The sequence below is a fragment of the Mesorhizobium sp. CA6 genome, from assembly GCF_020165035.1.
In the GTDB taxonomy this organism is placed as follows: domain Bacteria; phylum Pseudomonadota; class Alphaproteobacteria; order Rhizobiales; family Rhizobiaceae; genus Mesorhizobium.
Genome location: NZ_JAIUHI010000004.1, coordinates 85,393 through 105,010, shown reverse-complemented (window position 1 = coordinate 105,010; position 19,618 = coordinate 85,393). Strand labels below are relative to the sequence as shown.

Here is a 19,618-nt window from a genome sequence, read left to right as displayed (position 1 = left end):
CGTGTGAGGGGCCGGCAGGACTGTATGGATTCGAACAAGCTTATCGAAAGGCTGCCGTTGCGCGCAAGTTTACCTCGGCAATAGAGTTCACTCTCCTACAATTTTTGATTGCGACTTGCGGCGCCGAATCTACTATATCAGCACGAATGTTCACAGAGTTTGGGGCGCCTGCACGGTCACGCTTGGGCGTCAGATCGGTGATCACTTGAATAAGATCAGAGCCAGGATGATCGCCCCTCACAAGTCTCCGACTGAGATGCTCATCGATCAACTGGCGTTCGAAGCATACATAGCCCCTGTCTCCTTGCCAGATCCGCTGGATGTCCGCGCGGACGTCAACATGATTTACCGCCTGTACGACCTGCAGAAGATTGTGCGGTTCCTCGGCCAACGGTACTGGGAAGAGGAAACGCTCGAGCTCGAATCAGTCCCCAGGAGACTTGAGCTCGAGAACGTCGCTGCCCATTCCTTCAACGTCGCGCGCTGCGTGCCTCTGCTGGCGCCGCATTTTCCATGGATCGACCGCGGACGTGCGATCGAGTTGGCCCTCGTCCATGACGAGCCTGAGATCGTGACGGGCGACAAGGACCCTGTAGGCAAGGATGGACAAGGCTCCGACACCCATGCATTCAACCCCAGCCGGCGCCTCGACAAGGATCGCGAAGAACGCCGTGCCCTTGACGCTCTCTCCTCCAGCATGCGCCGTTCGCTACGCGAATCCTATCGAACTATGTTCGAGGAACTTATCGAAGTGTCGAGCGCAGAAGCTCAGTTCGTAAAGGCCCTCGACAAGCTGCAGGCGCTCGTCTTTGTACGCCTTAGGAAGGAAGGCCGGATCACGCCGGATCACGCAGCCTTCACCATTCGATATTCAAGGATTGGGGTTCATCGGTTCCCGCCGCTTCAGGAGCACTTCAAGCTCGTGCTTCATGATCTTCTAGATGACGTGGCACGATCCAGGCCCGCCGAACTCTTGGCGTTTTGCGAAGCGGTGTTCGCGAAGCTGAAAGGCGCCGACCAACTATGACATCAGCGCGTGCGAGGCGGTTTGCACTGATCGGCAAATCTGGGGCAGGAAAGTCTACCGTGGCGGAGCAGATTTGGCGGGACTACGGGATCCGGCGAATATCGACTGGCGCCATCTGTCGTCAGATTTCGATGCTTCTGTTTGGCAACGAGGAAAAGGCATCCACGCAACGGATAGACGACGCGCTGACGCAGCTCGATCCTTCGATCTTCTTTCGGGCGGCATTGCGGAGCGCTGCTCCCGAGGAGTCAATCTGCGTGGATGCGTTGCGCTTTTCCGCGGACTTCCGCTTCGCGCGCGAGCAAGGATTCGAGATCATCCGGGTGGTCGCGTCAGACGAGACCAGGATATGCCGACTGGCAGCCAGAGGCCAGGTATTCAATCTCAACGTCGACGGCAGACACAGGTCCGAGACGGAACTCGATACGTCCGAAGCAGATTTCACGATCCATAACGACGGCACGAAGGACGAGATTGAAGCCGCCCTCCGATCGATTTTCTCCAGGGGCGCATGAGAAGGAACCTGTTTCTCCAGTTTCTGAACCGCGACACGCGCGAAATCTTTAGGCTCTACGATATCTTCGGCGACGAAAAGCATGCGCGCACGCTTCGCGGACCGATGAACGCCTGCGCCATGCTGTGCGAAGAATTCTGCATCGCCCCTCCGGGCTTCGTGGTCGAGGATAAGTACGCGTTCGAGCTGTTCGAGGTTCAGTCAGCCTATCTTGAAAAAGGATTGGTTCGTCTGCCTATGCGGGAGACAAATCTCAGCGACTTCGCCGAAAAGAAGAGGCTCGAATACTCTTTTGCTCGGAACCGCTATTCAGGCCTGTACGATGACGCGCGAATGGAACTGCTCAGCTCACACGGTGCCGCGCTCGTCCAACGAAAGGTTCAAATAGGCCCGACGATCGTAAAGGGATTTATGACCGGCGTCGACATGCCGCGCCTGCAGGCATGGGCCGGCATCCGCCAGAATGCGCCGTCGAATGTGATCGAGAACATGCGTGCCATTCCCGCGAGGCTGGCTGACGATGGGAAGGCGCTGACCTGGTCGATGATCGAGCCAAATCTTGTAGAACCAGCCTCACCTTTCCGGCAGCAGATGCGCGACGCGCTGCAATACACCTACTTCCAAGAATATTGCCGAGAATTCAAAGCCATCGTACTCGCCGACATCCCTCACATGCCTGTGGAATTCTACCTCCCGGCGGAGCGCGTCGTATACAGCATGCGCAGGTTCCGTGTGTTTTTGGATGCGATGAGCGCCGACAGGCTTCTGCTCGAAGCTTCCGCCGACACCATCATGCGGTTCCGCCGCGATGCAGGATTTATCGAATTGATGGACGCCTATTGTGGCCTTGCGAGAAAGTACCCGAAGGACACCGATCTCCAGTTCCATCTGTCGCGCGCCATCAAGAAGACGCCCTTTGAGTGGCAAAGGCTCCCCGAAAGATTCGACGCGGCGATATCCGACCCGTCGGACTTCGAAATCGTTGAGATCGCAAGCGCATGCGGCGAACTCGCCACCGTTCTTACGAAAGAGCATGGACTGCCGAAGCGTGGATCTGATGAGACACAAAAATCGAAAGCTTCTTTGAAAGGATACCAATTGACGATCGCTATATTTGTGGCGCTTGAGGAAGAACTCAAAGTTCTCGTCAAACAATTCGGTCTGGAGCGTTCCGCGGGAAGCCCCGCGGCCTCTGGGAAGATCGGCGACGTTGGGGTCGATGTCCTCTGTCCCAGAGCAATGGGCCGGGTAGCGGCCGCGGTCGAGGTCATGCGCTACCTTTCGAACAATGTCGCGCCGGATGTTCTTTTCTGCGTCGGTCTGGCCGGTGGGTTTGAAGAGGCCAGGATCGAACAAGGAGCCGTGATCTGCGCGGAAACGGTCGTGGATCTGGCGACCCGCAAAGTGACGGACGACGATAACGGAGAGGCCAATTCGAAGTTCCGCCGGCGGGACTTCAACTGCACCCGCGCCGTCTACGAGATCGCCACTTCAAAGGAGTTCGATCAAAAAGAATGGGCTTCGTATTCCGCCCATGAGTTCGACTGGCAAAAAGGCAGAATACCTTCGCTGTGGGAAGGCAGGATCGCCAGCGCGGACGAAGTCGTCGCCAGCGATGTGCATCGCAGGAAGATGGTCGAATCCGCGGATAAGCTGTTGGGAATTGAGATGGAGGCAGGTGGGGTCTGTGCCGCGGCGGATGCCTTCAAGGTTCCTGTTTCGGTGCTCCGTGTCGTTTCCGACATGGCGGACCCGTCAAAAGCCGATGACAAGTGGCGCATCACGGGCATGAAGACGCTCGCAGAGCTACTGAAACGCCTGCCTCTTGACCGTGTGATCGCAGTCGCTAAGCAATAGCCACTCCACCATTCCCGGCCAGTTCGATGAAGCGCGACGATACACGCTCCAAGGTGGAAATATCATTGATCTCGGCGGGCACTCGCATCCAACGTGGAGCGCGGCTGGCCGGGAAGAAGCGGATGAACTCATCCGGCTTCTCGCATCGATACTGCGCCAACAGAACGACGGAGTTGTTGCGGCTGTATGCGTCGGCGACTCGGATGCAGCGCAGAGTCCGTGCCGGATGCCTGCTGGTGAGCTCGTGGATCCGGCGAACCGATACGCTCGACTGCTCCGCGATCGTCCGTCTTGCGGCCGAATCGATACCGTATGGTTCATCGGAAAAGAGGTCTGTGTCAGACCCTCTGAGGAAGCCCAGCAGTCCGATCGCGCGACCGCTGCCGAACTCCGCCCCATCCATCGCAGCCAGAGTCAACAACCCGCTGTTCGAGCAGATCATGACGAGCAACCGCAAATGCACCAGCCTCAAGTCCTTCTCGGCGATCCTTAGGGGCACTTGACGTCGAAACTGCTGGGCGATCGATGTGAATTCGACAAGTCCCGTCACGCCCTGAAGCGCCGAATCCAGTCCCTCCCGGTCCGCGCAGAGCACATCGAACTGCTTAAGCTGATAGGATCGCTGCGGCGCGACATACTCGCTCTTGTTTCCGCCCGCTTCGAGGCGCGACGCCAGGGAAAAGCGGCCCGGTGCGGTTCTGGCGAAAAGAGACGCTCTGCGATTATGGAGGATGTCCTCGCATAGGCGGGCGTGAAGTGTCTTGTGCTGCGTCTTTCCAAACAGATGATCAGGCACCAGTTGAAGGCGGTAGGCCGCATCAAGTATCTCGCGAGCCGTCAGCGGCTGACGCGACTTGCTAAGGACAGCTTCCGACATCTTGAGGTATGAGTTCATCGGGTTGTTGCTCTGGCGCAAAATTCTCCAGCATGGAGCCAGCCTTACCGATCCGCAGCGGCCCTGTCACCAGACTGCTGTGGGATTGCGCAAATGACAAACATCTTTTGCGGTGTCGTATCAAACGGCATTCGCCAACGCGCCAAGCCTCTGATCGTTGTTCATTCCTTCACCCGAACAGGAGCGTCTTACGCCGGTGGGAAGCTGCCTTCTTTACATTCTTTACCATACAGTCTCGGGACTATGCGCCTCTAGAATGACGGGACAAACGCACTCCAGGGCCGCCACCGTTTTCTGCGATGAACTCAATTCCTGCAGCTTCGAACGTTGCTCTAAGCTCACCTACTGTGGACTGTTTCAGCGCCTCCCCTCGCTCGAACCGTACAACCGTTTGAGTTGAGACGCCGGCCTCTTTAGCAAGCTCCAAGACGCCCCAGCCCAATGCAGCGCGTGCCATGCGGCACTGCACCGGGTTCATAAAATCACCATAATATAGTGATTTCGATTGATCATATGCTGCACTTTGTGTAGTCTCGATTTCAACCAGGCGGCCGGATAGGTGATGCAACACCGATCCGGCCTAGCCACGTGCAAGCTGTTGTGGAGCTCGGATCATGGCTGATTCCGACAATAGCACGACTTTGTCTTCCGTCACGCTAGGGGGAAGAGGCGAGGGGGCTATAAAGGGATCTGCCCGTTCCGACGAGGCAGACCCAGCTCTTGCACTCCTACGAGACTGGTTGCGTGCGCAGCATGTCTCGCGGATTCTCTGCCGGCTTCAACAACGCCTGGAAACGCGCATTCTCGGCGCCGCCTATCCGGCGGCCATGGATACGAAGGTTGGTTACTCGATCGCCTATCAAGCGGAAGTCGAGGCCGCAACAGCGGCTTTGAAGATTCAGGATAGACTTGCGCGTACGCCTGCGCACTCACTTCTCGGCGTTGTCGCCAAGCTCGAGATAATCGTCGGCGCAGATCGCGACATCGACGACCCGACAGATTTTCCCTGGCCACATATCGAATCGATCCTGCGAGACTTGAAGGAAATCGCCGGGAGTGCGCCGCTTGAACGGCCTGACCGATCCGTCGTTCAAGCGGATTGTCGGCGGTATCAAGCAATGGCCGCCGATCTAGTCGGGCACAGTCAGCAGGCCGCCGACATCCCCTTCGGTCAGCAACCGGTCAATGGCGCTGATACAGAGTAGAAATGGATACGCAGGCGCACATAACGGCCATTCGGCGCTGAAGCGATTTCGGCGATCCTTGTCTCGATGCAGATATGCTCGGGACAGAAGTGGTGAAGGCGACGCGGCGCGCTACAAAACGCGACGGTGGACGCAATGTACAGGCCGATCTGTTTTCGCGTCGGCGCGTCGTTGACGAGGCGTTCCTGGAACGAACGGCTCGCTTGTTTGAGGCTCGCATGGGGCGGTCGCTATCAACAGAGGATGCACGGCAAATCGTCGACAACATCGGCGGCTTCTTCCGTATCCTAGCCGAATGGGAACGGATTGACCGGGGCAAATAGCTGGCGCTTCATGCTCACGTGATGGTCTTCGGATTTGCGACCGTGCGATGAAAGGAGGCACCCCAGGTGAACCAGCGAATTGTCCGGATCGCCAAGCCCGCAGGCCTTATAAAGGCGCTGCTTTATGCGCGCGTCTCCTCCAAGGAGCAGGAGAAGGAAGGCTTCTCCATCCCGGCGCAATGCAAACTGCTGCGCGACTACGCCCTGCAACATCGGTTCGACATCGCGCAGGAGTTTATTGACGTCGAGACGGCCAAGACCACCGGCCGGACCAACTTTACCGAGATGGTCAAATATCTGCGAAAGCATCCAGGCATTCGAAGCGTCCTGGTCGAGAAGACCGACCGACTCTATCGCAACCTGAAGGACTGGGTGACACTCGATGAGCTGGATGTAGAAATCCACCTTGCGAAAGAAGGTGTGACGCTTTCGCGAGACTCGCGCTCATCTGAAAAATTCATGCACGGCATCAAGGTCTTGATGGCCAAGAACTATATCGACAACTTGTCAGAAGAAGCTCGCAAGGGGCAGATGGAGAAGGCGGAGCAGGGCATCTGGCCGACAAAGGCTCCGCTCGGCTATGTCAACACTACCGGGAAGGACGGCAAAAAGGCTATCGAGCCGCATCCAGAACTGGCTCCAGTCGTCACACGGCTGTTCGAGCGCTACGCAACCGGCCAGTATTCGCTCAAGGCTTTGGCAAAGGCAGCCCATGGCGACGGGCTGATCTATCCCAAGAGCGGTAATCCGGTTCCGGTCAGCACCGTACATATGATGTTGCGCAACCGCCTCTATACGGGGCTGTTCCAGTGGAACGGCAAACTGCACCGGGGTAAGCACGAACCTCTCGTATCGATCGAACTATGGGAGCGGGTCCAAGGCGTCCTGACGGGCCGCAATGCGGTGCCGACTCACCCGATAGGAACCGAGTTCGCCTTCACCGGCCTGATGACCTGCATCGAATGCGGCTGCGCCGTCGTCGCTGAGATCAAGAAGGGCAGATACGTCTACTATCACTGCACAGGGCATACCAACAAAGGTCGGGGCGGATACGGTGATTGCCGCCGCAAATATGTCCGCGAGGAAGTGCTCGATCAGGCATTCGCCAACCTGCTTGACCGGTTGCACTTCGACGAAGAGATATTGGAATGGGTAAAGGCAGCCCTCATGGCCAGCCATGCCGACGAGCGCCGCGAGCATGAACAGGCGATCCATCGGTGCCAAGTCGAGTACAAGCGGCTCGAGGATCGGCTGCACGCCATGTATGTCGACAAGCTCGATGGCCGCATCGACAACGCCTTCTACGATCGGATGTCGGCACAGTGGCGAACCGAACAGACACGGCTGCTTCGCGAGATAGAGCGCCATGGCAGCGCCGAAGAATCACACATGGAGGACGGCATCCGGCTGCTGGAACTGGCGCGCAACGCTAGCCGACTGTTTGCGAAACAGCCTGCGCACGAGAAAAAGCGGCTCTTGAATCTGGTGCTGTCGAACTGCCAATGGGACCGAGGCAAGATTCACGCCGTCTTCAGGCAACCGTTTGATCTACTTTCGGAAACGGTCGCATCTGGAGCAGCGATAGGCACACAGCGGAGCGTCGTATCGACAGGGAGTCCAGTTTGGCTGGGGAACCTGGATTCGAACCAGGACTAACGGAGTCAGAGTCCGTGGGTCTACCGTTAACCTATTCCCCAGCAGGCGCGTCTGGTATCGCGCGATGCGGGCGGCTCATGTGCCGCGAGCGCTGCCTTGTAGCCGCCATCGGAAAATAGTCAAGCCCGCAGCTGAGATCAACGCAGGCTTTTTGAGCCTTTGTCCGATGCATGTCGTTCTCCCAAAGCCGTTCCGCACTTTGGGCGACATGCATTGGCTCTGCCGCCAGGCGCCGAAGGCTCAGCTCTCGCCTTTGCTGTATTGGGAATGCTCGAAATAGAGCACCACGCCAAGGCCGATCAGCAGCGGAACAATGAGATAGAACAGGCGGAACACCAGAAGCGCGGCGAGCACGCCGACCGGATCCATGTCCGAAAGCCCGGTGAGGAAGACGAATTCGAACACGCCGAGCGCGCCAGGCGCGTGCGACAGGAGCCCGATCGAGAACGACACCATGAACACGCCGAGCACCACGAAATAGCCGGGATTGCCGATCTCGGGCAGGGCAAAATAGATGATCGCGGCGGCCCCGAGCAGTTCGACCGGCCCAATCAGCAATTGCCGCGCCACGATCGGCAGCGCCGGATAGTGCAGCTGGAAGCTGCCTATCTTCAGCGGTCTCAGCCGCAGCCAACTGCCGAAGGCGTAGGCGCAGGCAAGGATGAGCATGGCGAGCCCTGCGGCGAATGCGGCGCCGTGATGCGGCGCGCCCGTGAAACGATCGATGATCTGCGGTTCCAGCAACAGCACGAGGCCGCCGAGAAAAACGCTGGACAGGATGAAGGTGAACCAGCAGATCGCCACCAGCACGCCGACCTCCTGGCCGGTCAGTCCTCGCGTGCCGTAGGCGCGGTAACGGATGACCGCGCCGGAAAACACCGAGCCGCCGATATTGTGCGACACCGCGTAAGTGGTGAAGGAGCACAGCGTGACGAACAGCCACGATACTTTCTTGCCGATATGCAGCAGCGCGATGTGGTCGTAGCCGGCGAGCGAGGCATAGGCGACGACCGCGCTCAGTGCCGCGAGCACCCAGCCGCGCGGCGGGATGGCGGCAATGCCGGCCCAGACGTCGTCGAGCGAAACGCCGCGCAGTTCGTGGATGAGCAGCCAAAGCGAGAACGCCACGGCCGCGATGCCTATGACCGGCCAGAAATAGCGCCTCCAATTCATGGCGTCGTCATCATGCGTTGCAACTCATTGATTTTGATGTTGCCCAACCTTCGAACCTTCATTTCAGACATGCCTGATTGAAGCCGGCTATTCAACCGGCAAGACATTGCCCCAACGTGATCTGGCAAAATGCGACGTTTGCGAAATTCGGCCTCGCGCTCTTGGTGATTGTGAACTGCGCTGCTACTCTGTTGGCAACTTGAACAAATCGAGGTGCCTGCTGCGTCCGCTACCGGTTCGCGCGGCGCCGGAAGGAACTGAAGTGGAAGACCACGATACCGGCGCGGGCGCGTCGGCAGTGGGCATGTCCGGGGCATCGCCGACGCAATCGGCGGGCCCGCACACGGCGCGATTCAGCCGCCACGCGGGTGCGCACCAAAGACATGCCGGCCAGCGACAGATTGGCCTAAGCCAGGCCGACCAGCATGGCGATCAACCGAAAGGCAAGACGCGCAAGCGACGCAAGCGCAAGCGCGGCCGCAAGGTGTTCGCGCGTGACGAGAACGTCGCCGTGCCGCATGCCGCGCCTGCCGCCACGGCGACAAAACAGCCTCCGAGCGGGCTTTCGCCGGTTGAGCCAAGGCTGGCGGCCCCGCAGCGTCCGCCGCAACAGGAATTGCCTGTCTTCGCCGCGCTCGACCTCGGCACCAACAATTGCCGGCTGCTGGTCGCGGTGCCTGGCCGTCACGGCCAGTTCCGCGTCATTGACGCTTTCTCGCGCATCGTCAGGCTGGGCGAGGGGCTGACCGCCAGCGGCCGGCTCAGCCAAGCCGCGATGGATCGCGCGGTCGAGGCGCTGAAGGTCTGTGGCGAGAAGCTGCGCAACCGCAAGATCAGGAAAGCCAGGCTGATCGCCACCGAAGCCTGCCGTTCGGCCGCAAACGGTGTCGAGTTCTTGGATCGGGTCGAGCGCGAGGCCGGACTCAAGCTCGAGATCATCGACCGCCAGACCGAGGCCCGCCTTGCCGTTTCCGGTTGCGGCTCGCTGGTCGAGCGCGACACGCAAGGCGTGGTGCTGTTCGACATCGGCGGCGGCTCGTCGGAAATCGCGCTGATCGACCTGACCGGACGGCGCTCTCCGCGGCTCGCCAACCATATTGTCTCCTGGACCTCGCTGCCCGTCGGCGTGGTGTCGCTCGCCGAGCGCTTCGGCGGCCGCACGGTCACGCGCGAGACCTTTGCCGCCATGGTCGACGACGTGGCCGCGCGGTTGAAGGTCTTCGACGGCCGCGACCGGCTGGCACATGTGCTGGCAAGTCCCAACTTCCACCTGCTCGGCACCTCCGGCACGGTGACGACGCTGGCCGGCGTGCATCTCGATCTCGATCGCTACGACCGCCGCCGCGTCGATGGCCTCTGGATGGACCGCGACAGCGTCGATCGCATGATCGAGCGCCTGATCGGCTGGGATTTCCAGCAGCGCTGCGCCAACCCCTGCATCGGCGCCGACCGCGCCGACCTCGTGCTCGCCGGCTGCGCCATTCTGGAAGCGATCCGCGGTGTCTGGCCGTCCGAGCGCTTGCGCGTCGCCGACCGCGGTCTGCGCGAGGGGATCCTGAGCGAGCTGATGGCCGACGACGGTGTCTGGCGCGATGGCGGGCGAGGCCGTTGATGGCTAGAAAACCGGATAAGCCGGGTTCCGCCGGCATTCGCGTCCTCAAGACCAGGATCAAGAAGAAGAGCGGCTTGAAGGAATCCTCGCGCCGCTGGCTCGAGCGTCACATGAACGATCCCTATGTGCAGCGCTCCAAGGCCGACGGCTACCGCTCGCGCGCCGCCTACAAGCTGATCGAGATCGACGACAAGCATCATCTGCTGAAGCCCGGCATGAAGGTCATCGACCTCGGCGCTGCGCCCGGCGGCTGGTGCCAGGTAGCGGCCGCGCGGACGAAGTCGACGGCGGAAAACCCACATGTCGTCGGCATCGACTATCTCGAAATGGCCGCGGTTCCGGGCGCCGTCATCCTGCAGATGGATTTCCTCGATCCCGACGCGCCGCAAAAACTTGCCGAGGCGCTCGGCGGCCGGCCGGACGTGGTGCTGTCCGATATGGCGGCACCCACGACCGGGCATCGCCGCACCGACCATCTGCGCACCATGCATCTGTGCGAAGTCGCGGCCGATTTCGCGTTGCACGTCCTGGAGCCCGGCGGACATTTCCTCGCCAAGACTTTTCAGGGCGGCGCCGAGAACGAGCTTTTGTCATTGCTGAAGCAGAATTTCCGATCCGTCCATCATGTGAAACCGCCGGCCTCGCGCGATGAATCGGTGGAGCTGTATTTGCTGGCGAAGGAGTTCAAAGGCTAGCGCCTTCTCCTTCTCCCACAAGGGGAGAAGGAGAAGCGGCGCTCACTTCCCCGCGGTCCCCACCGTTTCCAGCGTCTTCGGCTTGGTCAGCCGGCCGTGGCCCGAGACCGCGTTGCCGGCCTCCGGCGCAAGCCGCATGAAGGTGATCGATGCCGCCGCCGAGACGGCTGCCACGATGAAGAAGGCGATGTGGAAATCCCGCAGGGTCAGCGGTCCGCCATGGATCGAGGTCGACACTTCGAGGACGCCGCCGGCCAGCGCCACGCCGAGCGCGATCGACAATTGCTGGAAAACCGCCGTGATCGGTGTCGCCTTGCTGGTGTCGGCGGGCGTGATCTCGGCATAGGAAAGCGCATTGACGCCGGTGTAGAACATCGAGCGGATGAAGCCGCCGACCAAAAGGATCGCCAGCATCAGGGCGTAAGGCGTCTGCGGCGTGAACAGGCCGTAGATGGCGATCGATGCGGCCGCGACAAGCGAGCCCCAGATCAGCACGCGGCGGAAGCCGGCGAGCCTGAAGATCAGCGCGGTCACGAACTTCATGCCGATGGCGCCGATCGCCGAGACGAAGGTGATCATGCCGGACTGGAAGGGCGTCAACCCGAAGCCGATCTGGAACATCAGCGGCAAAAGGAACGGCACCGCGCCGATGCCGATGCGAAACAGCGAGCCGCCGAGCACCGAGGACCGGAAAACCTGGTTGCGGAACAGCTCCAGCGCCAGCAGCGGATTCCTGGCGTGCCGCGCATGAAGGAGATAGAGCGCGCCCGAGACCACGCCGACTACAATGGTGATGAAGCCGGCCATCGGCGGCAGCGCCGGCAGGCTGACGACGGAAAGGCCGAAGACGATGCCGGAAGCGGCAAGGCCGGAGAGCACGAAGCCCGGGAAATCGAGCGGCGGCGTCTCGGCGGGCTCCGTCCTGGGCAGATAGCGGGTGGCGAGCCACATGCCGATAAAGCCGATTGGCACGTTGATCAGAAAAATCCAGTGCCAGGTGAAGTATGTGGTGATGAAGCCGCCGATCGGCGGGCCGACGAGCGGGCCGACCAGCGCCGGCACGGTCAGCCAGGACATCGCCGCGACCAGCTCGCTCTTGGGCGTGGCGCGCACCAGCACCAGGCGGCCGACCGGCGTCATCATCGCCCCGCCCATGCCTTGCAGGAAGCGCGACACAACGAAAGCCGGCAGTGAATTGGAAAACGCGCAGGCAACCGAGCCGGCGATGAAGACACCGATCGCAGCGCGAAAGACGTTCTTGGCGCCGAACCGGTCGGCCATCCAGCCGCTGATCGGAATGAAGATCGCCAACGACACCAGATAAGCCGTCAGCGCCAGCTTCAGCGCGATCGGGCTCGTGTGGATGTCGACAGCGATCGCCGGCAGCGACGTCGCGATCACGGTCGAATCCATGTTCTCCATGAACAATGCGACCGCCAGTATGAGCGGGATGATGCGGTTCAAGGGAAACGCCCTGATCTGTCTTCGCGAATCTAGGCCCGGCTTGGGGGCGAACCGGTGCGACCGGGCGGTTATCACGCCTCGCCCCGGATGTCGCATTAAATTGCTGTCACTTTTGCGGGAGCGCAGTCCTGGTTGGCGTCACGGTACGCGGACTTGTCAAATGCAAGGCCGGCCGCTATGTAGTAATAATAACTACATTATAGGTGCAACCATGGACGAAACTGTTTCTGCAGCCGACGCCAATCGCAGATTCTCTCATATCCTGCGTGAAGTACGCGAGGGGCAAAGCTACGTCGTGACCAGCCATGGGCGGCCAGTGGCGCGGATCGTGCCTGCGGACAAGCACGAGGGCGTGGCCTCCCGGTCGCGCGCAGCTCTGCTGTCGCGACTCGAAAGGCAGCCGATCGTCAATGCAGGACGCTGGACTCGCGAGGATCTTTATGAGGATAACCCGTGAAGATCGCGCTGGATACCAACGTCCTTGCCTACGCGGAGGGCGTCAATGATCCTGAGAAGCGCGACCTCGCCCTCGAATTGCTACGGAACGTTCCGCAAGGCGCTGTGGTTGTTCCGGTCCAAGTGCTGGGTGAACTGTTCAATGTTCTGCTTCGCAAAGCTAGAAGGTCGCCCCAGGAGGCTCGCGATACACTGCTTAGCTGGCGCGACGCCTTCCCGGTTATTGAAACAACGCCGGAAGTGATGATGACGGCTGTCGATCTTGCTGCGGACCATCGTTTCGGCGTCTGGGATGCCGTCATTCTTTCCGCCGCTTCGCAAGCGGGTTGCCGGCTCCTTTTGTCAGAAGATCTTCAAGACGGTTTTACGTGGGGCGGCGTAACTGTCGTCAATCCTTTTGAGTTGCCGCGCCACGCTTTGCTCGATGCTCTTCTCGGCATCGAATAGGCCGTCTCGCAACGATCGGCTTTTCAACCGCGACAGGACGTGTTACCAGCCAGCGCCAATCCTGAAAGGGAAGAAGAGAGTCGGCGCTGGCCAATCGGCCCGGCGCCTTTTCCGCATTCAAAAGGACTGGCCATGGCAAAAATCATCGAAACGTCCACCGGCGCGCTGGCGCTGACTTTCGACGACGTGCTCTTGCAGCCCGGCCATTCCGAAGTCATGCCTGGCGAGACCGACATCCGCACCCGAATTGCAGGCGACATCGATCTCAACGTGCCGATCCTGTCGGCAGCCATGGACACCGTCACCGAAGCGCGGCTGGCGATCGCTATGGCGCAGGCCGGCGGCATCGGCGTCATCCACCGCAATTTCTCGCCGTCCGAACAGGCCGAGCAGGTCAGGCAGGTGAAGAAATTCGAATCCGGCATGGTGGTGAACCCAGTCACCATCGGCCCCGACGCCACGCTGGCCGATGCGCTGGCGCTGATGCGCACCTATTCGATTTCCGGCATTCCGGTGGTCGAAAATGGCGGCACCGGCGGCCACACGGTCGGCCGCCTCGTCGGCATCCTCACCAACCGCGACGTGCGCTTCGCCTCCGATCCGTCGCAGAAGGTCTACGAGCTGATGACGCGTGAGAACCTGATCACGGTCAAGGAGAATGTCGACCAGGACGAAGCCAAGCGTCTCCTTCACAAGCATCGCATCGAGAAGCTGGTAGTGGTCGACAGGAACGGCAATTGCGTCGGCCTGATCACCGTCAAGGACATCGAGAAGTCGCAGCTCAACCCGCACGCCACCAAGGACGCGCAGGGGCGCCTGCGCGCGGCGGCCGCCACCAGCGTCGGCGACGACGGGTTCGAGCGCGCCGAGCGCCTGATTGATGCCGGCGTCGATCTTTTGGTCATCGACACCGCGCATGGCCATTCGCAGCGCGTGCTGGATGCGGTGACGCGGGCGAAGAAACTGTCGAACTCCGTGCGCATCCTGGCCGGCAATGTCGCCACCGCCGAGGGCACGCAGGCGCTGATCGACGCTGGCGCCGACGCCGTCAAGGTCGGCATCGGCCCGGGTTCGATCTGCACCACCAGAATGGTCGCCGGTGTCGGTGTCCCGCAGCTGTCGGCAATCATGTCGGCGGTCGAGACGGCCAGCAGGGCCGGCGTCAGCGTCATCGCCGATGGCGGCATCAAATATTCAGGCGATCTCGCCAAGGCGCTCGCCGCCGGCGCAAGCGCGGCCATGATCGGTTCGCTGCTTGCCGGCACCGACGAGAGCCCCGGCGAGGTCTATCTCCACCAGGGCCGCTCCTTCAAAGCGTATCGGGGCATGGGTTCGGTCGGCGCCATGGCGCGCGGCTCGGCCGACCGCTACTTCCAGGCTGAAGTTCGCGACACGCTGAAGCTGGTTCCGGAGGGCATTGAAGGGCAGGTTCCCTATAAAGGACCTGTGGCTGGCGTGCTGCACCAGCTTGCAGGCGGCCTGAAAGCCGCTATGGGTTATGTGGGTGGACGTGATCTTGCAGATTTCCGCGAGCGCGCCACTTTTGTGCGCATATCCAACGCCGGACTTCGTGAAAGCCATGCCCATGACGTCACGATCACCCGCGAAAGCCCCAATTACCCGGGCGGAATTTGATCGGCAGACCGATCGGCCTGACCGCCGGCGGGGACTGTGGCGTGACTTGAGCGTGGCGGTGCTTCGGCTGTCGCGTCACGCGGCAGCGCTCTCCATCGCCTCGATTGCGCTCTTCCTCCTCATGACGGCGCTGGAGTTTCTCTATTTCCAGCGCTTGAGCGGCGGCCTGGCCTCGCTCGACATGCGCGTCGCCGGCTTCACGCCCGACGAAGGCATGGCGTGGCTCACCGCGCTCGGCCGGCGCGGCGGCGAGATCATCATCGTCTGGCACTATCTGACCTTCGACCTTTTGTTCCCGGCGCTGCTGTCGCTGACGCTGGTCAGCCTTATCCTCGCCTTCGGGCGGCGACTCAGCACCTTCCGCGCCATGCCGGCGCAGCTGCAGGCCTTGTTCTCGCTGGTGCTGGTGGCTCCATATGCGGTCGCCGACTACACCCAGAATTTTGCCATGGCGCGGCTGCTCTCCGATTTCCAGCTGGCCAATCCCGATTCGCTGGCCTTCGCCTCTTTGCTGACCGTCAGCAAATTCGCGCTGCTGGCGATCCCGGTCTTCGTCATCGCGGTCTTCGCGCTGGCCGGGCGGCGACGCTGAGGACAAGCAGATGCGCCAGACAGCCATCTTCTGGCCGATGCTGGCGCATGTGCTTCTGGTCTATGTCGTCTATCTGGTGATGTTCAAGCGGCGCTATCTCGCTGTTAAGTCCGGCGAGGCCAGGATCGGCCAGTACAGGGTCCGCTCAACCGAGCCGGCCTCGAGCGTCACCGTCGCCAACAACCTGATCAACCAGTTCGAACTGCCGGTTCTCTTCCACGTGCTCTGCCTGGCGCTGTTCGTCACCAGCGGCGTGAACTATCTGACGCTGGCGTTGATGTGGCTGTTCATAGTCACGCGCTATGTCCACGCCTGGGTGCATCTCGACAGAAACCATGTGCTGCACCGCAGCCGCGCCTTCTTCCTTGGCGCCGGCATACTTCTCATCGCCTGGATCTGGTTCGCGCTCCACCTGCTCGAGGTAGTGTGAGGCTCGCCTTTCCCTTCTCCCCTTGTGGACGAAGGTGGCCGCGCAGCGGCCGGATGAAGGGTGTTCCAGTTTGACAGGGACTTAAGCCAGCGTTGGATGCCGCGATAGGAGATCGCCAGCGTTTCACTCCGCCGGAACACCCCTCATCCGTCTCGGCGCTGCGCGCCGATCCACCTTCTCCCACAAGGGGAGAAGGGAAAGCCGCTACAGCTCGAACAACGCGATCCGGCGCTTGTCGAATTTGATGCCGATCTCGCCGCGTACCAGCCTCAGCGCCTGCTCGCCGAAAACGGCGCGCCGCCAGCCCTGCAATGCCGCCACGTCGGCTTCGTCGCCCTCGGCGGCGATGCGGTCGATATCGTCGCTGGAGGCAAGCACCTTGGTGGCCACGCCTTCCTTCTCTGCGACGATCCTGAGCAGCACCTTGAGCAGTTCCGCCGCCGCACTCGACCCCTCCGGCGGCTGCACGCTTTTCGGCAGTTTCGGCATCGCGTCCTTGGGCAGCGCCAGCGCCGCGTTGACCGCGCCGAGCAGCGCGGTTGCCGTGGCGGAGCGTTCCCAGCCTTTCGGCGTGGTGCGCAGCTTGCCGAGCGCGGCCGCATCGCGCGGCGCCTGCTGGGCGATCTCATAGATCGCGTCGTCCTTGAGCACGCGGCCGCGCGGCACGTCGCGCTCGCGCGCCTCGCGTTCGCGCCAGGCCGCCACCGCCTGCACGATCGCCAGCTCCTGCGGTTTGCGCAGCCGCATCTTCAGCCGTTTCCAGGCATCCTCGGGATGCGGATCGTAAGTGTCGCGCGAGGTGAGGACATCCATCTCCTCGTTCAGCCAGTGGCCGCGATTCTCGCGCTTCAGCTCGGCGCTGAGATGCTGGTAGACCTCGATCAGGTGGGTGACGTCGGCAAGCGCGTATTCGAGCTGCTTGTCGGAGAGCGGCCGGTGCCGCCAGTCGGTGAAGCGCGAGGACTTGTCCAGCCGGGCTCCGGTGACCTTCTGCACGAGCTGGTCGTAGGAAACGCTGTCGCCGAAGCCGCAGACCATCGCCGCCACCTGGGTGTCGAACACCGGATGCGGCACCAGATCGCCGAGATGGACGATGATTTCGATGTCCTGGCGCGCCGCGTGAAAAACCTTCAGCACCGCTTCGTTGGCCATGAGCCGGAAAAACGGTTTCAGGTCGATGCCGGGCGATAACGGATCGATAAGCGCCTCAATCCCAGGCGCGGCGATCTGGATAAGGCAAAGGATCGGCCAGAAGGTTGTCTCGCGAATGAATTCGGTATCGACGGTAACGAATTCCGACTTTTCGAACGCTGCGACAACGCTCTCGAGTTCTTCTTGTGTGGTGATGACCTGCATCAAATCGCTTTTGGCACAATATTAGGCCTCTTTCAATTTCAGCCGCGCGGGCATTCGTCAAGCGCCGCGACGTCGTCACGCACCGCTAGTTTCGCGCGATGGCGATATGCGATGGCCCGGCGGCGCGGTTCAGGCCTCGCCGGCCTGCGCCTCCACGCTTTGCCTTGCGGTATCCGCGGCTTCGGCCGATGGCCGTCGGCCAAGCACGCCGGCTGTGGCCAGGCTGAGCAGGATGAAGGGGATACCGATGCCATAGGCCGAGCGGATGCCCCAGTGGTCCGACACGAAGCCGAGCAGCGGCGGGCCAAGCAGAAAGGCGACGAAGGAGATCTGCGACAGGGCCGCGACATTGATCGCTGCCGGACGGTCGGTACGCTGCGCCGCAGCCGAGATCGCCAGCGGAAAGATGGCGCTGCTGCCGATGCCTAGAAGCGCAAAGCCCAGCATCGAGATGAAGGGCAGGGGCGAGAAGAAGACGATGAACACGCCGACCGCCATTGTCGCCAGCAGCACGCGCGCTACGCCGCTCGGCGAATGGCGGTCGACAAAGCTGTCGGCGAAGAAGCGTGTCGTTGCCTGCGAGAAGGCGAACAGCGCCACGGTGAAGGCGGCAACGAAGGGGCCCGAGTCGAACACTGTGCGCATATAGATGGCGGACCAGTCCATGCTGGCCCCTTCCATCAGCATTGCCGACAGTGTCACCGCGACGAGGATCAGGATCGGCAGCGTCGGACGGGCGAATATCGGCGGCTTGTCGCCGGTCGCGGCGAAACGGGCAGGCGCGGGTTCGAAGCCGCCCAGGAACAGCGCCATCGCAACCGCCACCGTCGGCACCACCAGCGCCAGATGCAGTTGCGGCGACAGGCCGAGATGCGCCAGCGCGCCGCCGAACAGGCCTGCGCCGAAGAAGCCGATGCTCCAGAACGAATGCGCCCGGTTCATGATCCGGCGCTTGAGCAGGAACTCGGTCCTGTCCGCCTCGACATTCAAGATGATCTCGATGCTGCCGATCATCAATCCGACCGGGAGCAGCATCAGGAACAGGGCCGCGGGGCCTGACGCATGCACCGCGACGGCATAGGCGAAGCCAAGCAGCGGCACCAGCCACAGCAGCGCGCGGCGGAAGCCGACGCGCTCCAGGGTCGGCGTCGCCAGCGTCAGCGCGATCAGAGTGCCGATCGGCGTCCCGATCAGGGCGAAACCGAGCGTGCCGTCCTCGATCTGCATGGCCCGCTTGATGTCGGGCAGCCGCGGAAAGATATTGCCCATGGCAAAGGAATAGATCGCGAAGCCGGCATAGACGCGGTGCTGGGGGGCGAGTTTCAGGCCAAGGGTCATCAGGCAAATCCGATAAGGAGATTTTGGCGGCGGCTCTCAGGCTGCGGCGACTCTGTTTCTTGCATGAACCGGCAAAACATGCAACAACGTGCACAAATAAACAGGATCGCGCATGCTCACCGAAGAACGCCACCAACTCATTCGCGACCAGCTTGCGGCCGACGGAAAAGTGCTGGCCGGCGAGCTCGCCAGCCGTTTCGGCGTGTCGGAGGACACTGTGCGCCGCGACCTGAGGGAACTGGCGAAGGCCGGGCAGCTGCGTCGCGTCTATGGCGGCGCGGTCGCCTCCGCGCCTTTTGCCGCCGCAGCGCTCAGCCAGCGCAGCCGTCATGCGGTCGAGGAAAAAACCCGGCTCGCCAAGGCGGCTGTTGCGCTGCTCGGCACGGGGCAGTCGCTGTTCATCGACGGCGGCACGACCAACGAGGCGATCGCCCGGGCGATCCCGCGCGATCTGGAGCTGACCGTCGCCACCAATTCGCTGGGCGTCGCCTCGGCTCTGACGGACCTTCCCCTGGTCGAGCTGATCGTGCTCGGCGGCCGCTATGTGCCCGATCTCGGAACCTGCGTCGGGACCGATACGCTCGCCGCTGTGGCGCAGCTCGGCGCCGATCTGTTCTTTCTGGGCTCCTGCGGGCTGGATGTCGCGCGCGGCGTCACCGCTTTCGATTCGGCCGAAGCCGAGGTGAAACGCGCCATGGCGAAAAACAGCGCTGGCATCGTCATTGCAGTCACCAACGACAAGCTCGCCACCGCCGCACCCTATCGCGTGGCGGAAGCGGATGCGATCCGCCATCTCGTGGTGGAAAGGACCGCGCCTGCTGCCACGCTCGCCGATTTCCAAAGCCGGGGTGTGCAAGTCCACTTTGCCTGAACAGTCGCAGCGGCGCGCCTGTGTGACCGCTTGCCTTGACAAAGCCGGCCTCTCATGCGCTTTTCGCGCCAA

General features: G+C 61.7%; 20 protein-coding genes and 1 tRNA gene. 14 read left to right on the top strand and 7 right to left on the bottom strand.

Features of this window, described 5'->3' with window-relative positions; translation table 11 throughout:
- Positions 1–205 precede the first annotated feature (205 nt).
- From LB526_RS07265 to LB526_RS07255, 3 genes are read left to right on the top strand one after another with little or no spacing between them, the layout of a single operon-like run.
- A complete protein-coding gene (locus tag LB526_RS07265) occupies positions 206–1,027 on the top strand; it encodes an HD domain-containing protein (protein ID WP_224627045.1) in 822 nt (273 codons plus the stop codon).
- Positions 1,024–1,542 (top strand): AAA family ATPase, encoded by a 519-nt coding sequence (locus LB526_RS07260; protein ID WP_411967223.1) that lies wholly within the window; start codon positions 1,024–1,026, stop codon positions 1,540–1,542. The genes LB526_RS07265 and LB526_RS07260 overlap by 4 nt, the downstream gene beginning before the upstream one ends.
- Complete coding sequence (locus tag LB526_RS07255) at positions 1,539–3,398, top strand: hypothetical protein (protein ID WP_224627043.1); 1,860 nt, start codon at positions 1,539–1,541, stop codon at positions 3,396–3,398. The genes LB526_RS07260 and LB526_RS07255 overlap by 4 nt, the downstream gene beginning before the upstream one ends.
- Here the strand turns inward: LB526_RS07255 and LB526_RS07250 are convergent.
- Together LB526_RS07250 and LB526_RS07245 are read right to left on the bottom strand one after the other, a co-directional pair.
- The gene (locus LB526_RS07250) at positions 3,388–4,293 is read right to left on the bottom strand and encodes an HTH domain-containing protein (RefSeq protein ID WP_224627042.1); all 906 of its coding nucleotides are present in this window, start codon (positions 4,291–4,293) and stop codon (positions 3,388–3,390) included. The two genes, LB526_RS07255 and LB526_RS07250, sit on opposite strands and share 11 nt — an antisense overlap.
- A gap of 241 nt (positions 4,294–4,534) precedes the next feature.
- Positions 4,535–4,771 (bottom strand): helix-turn-helix domain-containing protein, encoded by a 237-nt coding sequence (locus LB526_RS07245; protein ID WP_224627286.1) that lies wholly within the window; start codon positions 4,769–4,771, stop codon positions 4,535–4,537.
- A 136-nt stretch (positions 4,772–4,907) separates the two neighbouring features.
- Between LB526_RS07245 and LB526_RS07240 the strand changes: the two genes are divergently transcribed.
- From LB526_RS07240 to LB526_RS07230, 3 genes are all read left to right on the top strand, one after another.
- Positions 4,908–5,498, top strand: a complete 591-nt coding sequence (locus LB526_RS07240) for a hypothetical protein (protein WP_224627040.1) — start codon at positions 4,908–4,910, stop codon at positions 5,496–5,498.
- Between the two features lie 74 nt (positions 5,499–5,572).
- Entirely contained in the window at positions 5,573–5,821 is a 249-nt protein-coding gene (locus LB526_RS07235) for a hypothetical protein (protein ID WP_224627039.1), read from the top strand.
- A 66-nt stretch (positions 5,822–5,887) separates the two neighbouring features.
- A complete protein-coding gene (locus LB526_RS07230; RefSeq protein WP_224627038.1) occupies positions 5,888–7,477 on the top strand; it encodes a recombinase family protein in 1,590 nt (529 codons plus the stop codon).
- On the opposite strand, the gene LB526_RS07225 is transcribed toward LB526_RS07230, so the two are convergent.
- Positions 7,445–7,518: transfer RNA gene (locus LB526_RS07225), tRNA-Gln, on the bottom strand. The two genes, LB526_RS07230 and LB526_RS07225, sit on opposite strands and share 33 nt — an antisense overlap.
- A 199-nt stretch (positions 7,519–7,717) precedes the next feature.
- A complete protein-coding gene (locus tag LB526_RS07220; protein WP_095767722.1) occupies positions 7,718–8,650 on the bottom strand; it encodes a YbhN family protein in 933 nt (310 codons plus the stop codon).
- Positions 8,651–8,912: 262 nt separating this feature from the next.
- Here LB526_RS07220 and LB526_RS07215 point away from each other — a divergent pair, with 262 nt between their 5' ends.
- Together LB526_RS07215 and LB526_RS07210 are read left to right on the top strand one after the other, a co-directional pair.
- Positions 8,913–10,262 carry a Ppx/GppA phosphatase family protein gene (locus LB526_RS07215; protein ID WP_224530774.1) on the top strand — a complete coding sequence of 450 codons (1,350 nt, stop codon included), beginning with the start codon at positions 8,913–8,915 and terminating at the stop codon, positions 10,260–10,262.
- Positions 10,262–10,957, top strand: a complete 696-nt coding sequence (locus LB526_RS07210; RefSeq protein ID WP_095767720.1) for an RlmE family RNA methyltransferase — start codon at positions 10,262–10,264, stop codon at positions 10,955–10,957. The genes LB526_RS07215 and LB526_RS07210 overlap by 1 nt, the downstream gene beginning before the upstream one ends.
- Before the next feature lie 42 nt (positions 10,958–10,999).
- On the opposite strand, the gene LB526_RS07205 is transcribed toward LB526_RS07210, so the two are convergent.
- On the bottom strand, positions 11,000–12,421 hold the full coding sequence (locus LB526_RS07205) for an MFS transporter (protein WP_224627037.1): 1,422 nt from the start codon (positions 12,419–12,421) through the stop codon (positions 11,000–11,002).
- Between the two features lie 211 nt (positions 12,422–12,632).
- Between LB526_RS07205 and LB526_RS07200 the strand changes: the two genes are divergently transcribed.
- From LB526_RS07200 to LB526_RS07180, 5 genes are all read left to right on the top strand, one after another.
- Positions 12,633–12,878: a type II toxin-antitoxin system Phd/YefM family antitoxin gene (locus LB526_RS07200; RefSeq protein WP_095767718.1), complete on the top strand. Its 246-nt coding sequence runs from the start codon at positions 12,633–12,635 to the stop codon at positions 12,876–12,878.
- Positions 12,875–13,324: a PIN domain-containing protein gene (locus LB526_RS07195; RefSeq protein ID WP_224530769.1), complete on the top strand. Its 450-nt coding sequence runs from the start codon at positions 12,875–12,877 to the stop codon at positions 13,322–13,324. Before LB526_RS07200 ends, LB526_RS07195 begins: the two co-directional genes overlap by 4 nt.
- Before the next feature lie 132 nt (positions 13,325–13,456).
- On the top strand, positions 13,457–14,959 hold the full coding sequence (guaB, locus tag LB526_RS07190) for an IMP dehydrogenase (RefSeq protein WP_224627036.1): 1,503 nt from the start codon (positions 13,457–13,459) through the stop codon (positions 14,957–14,959).
- A gap of 46 nt (positions 14,960–15,005) precedes the next feature.
- Positions 15,006–15,551 (top strand): hypothetical protein, encoded by a 546-nt coding sequence (locus tag LB526_RS07185; protein ID WP_224627035.1) that lies wholly within the window; start codon positions 15,006–15,008, stop codon positions 15,549–15,551.
- 10 nt (positions 15,552–15,561) lie between these two features.
- Positions 15,562–15,981, top strand: coding sequence for an MAPEG family protein (locus LB526_RS07180; RefSeq protein WP_224627034.1), 420 nt, complete (start codon positions 15,562–15,564; stop codon positions 15,979–15,981).
- Positions 15,982–16,185: 204 nt separating this feature from the next.
- Here the strand turns inward: LB526_RS07180 and rnd are convergent, their stop codons facing one another.
- Positions 16,186–17,337: a ribonuclease D gene (rnd, locus tag LB526_RS07175; RefSeq protein WP_224608522.1), complete on the bottom strand. Its 1,152-nt coding sequence runs from the start codon at positions 17,335–17,337 to the stop codon at positions 16,186–16,188.
- Positions 17,338–17,466: 129 nt separating this feature from the next.
- Complete coding sequence (locus tag LB526_RS07170; RefSeq protein ID WP_224627033.1) at positions 17,467–18,675, bottom strand: MFS transporter; 1,209 nt, start codon at positions 18,673–18,675, stop codon at positions 17,467–17,469.
- Positions 18,676–18,787: 112 nt separating this feature from the next.
- Between LB526_RS07170 and LB526_RS07165 the strand changes: the two genes are divergently transcribed.
- On the top strand, positions 18,788–19,546 hold the full coding sequence (locus LB526_RS07165) for a DeoR/GlpR family DNA-binding transcription regulator (protein WP_224627032.1): 759 nt from the start codon (positions 18,788–18,790) through the stop codon (positions 19,544–19,546).
- The last annotated feature ends 72 nt before the right edge of the window (positions 19,547–19,618 follow it).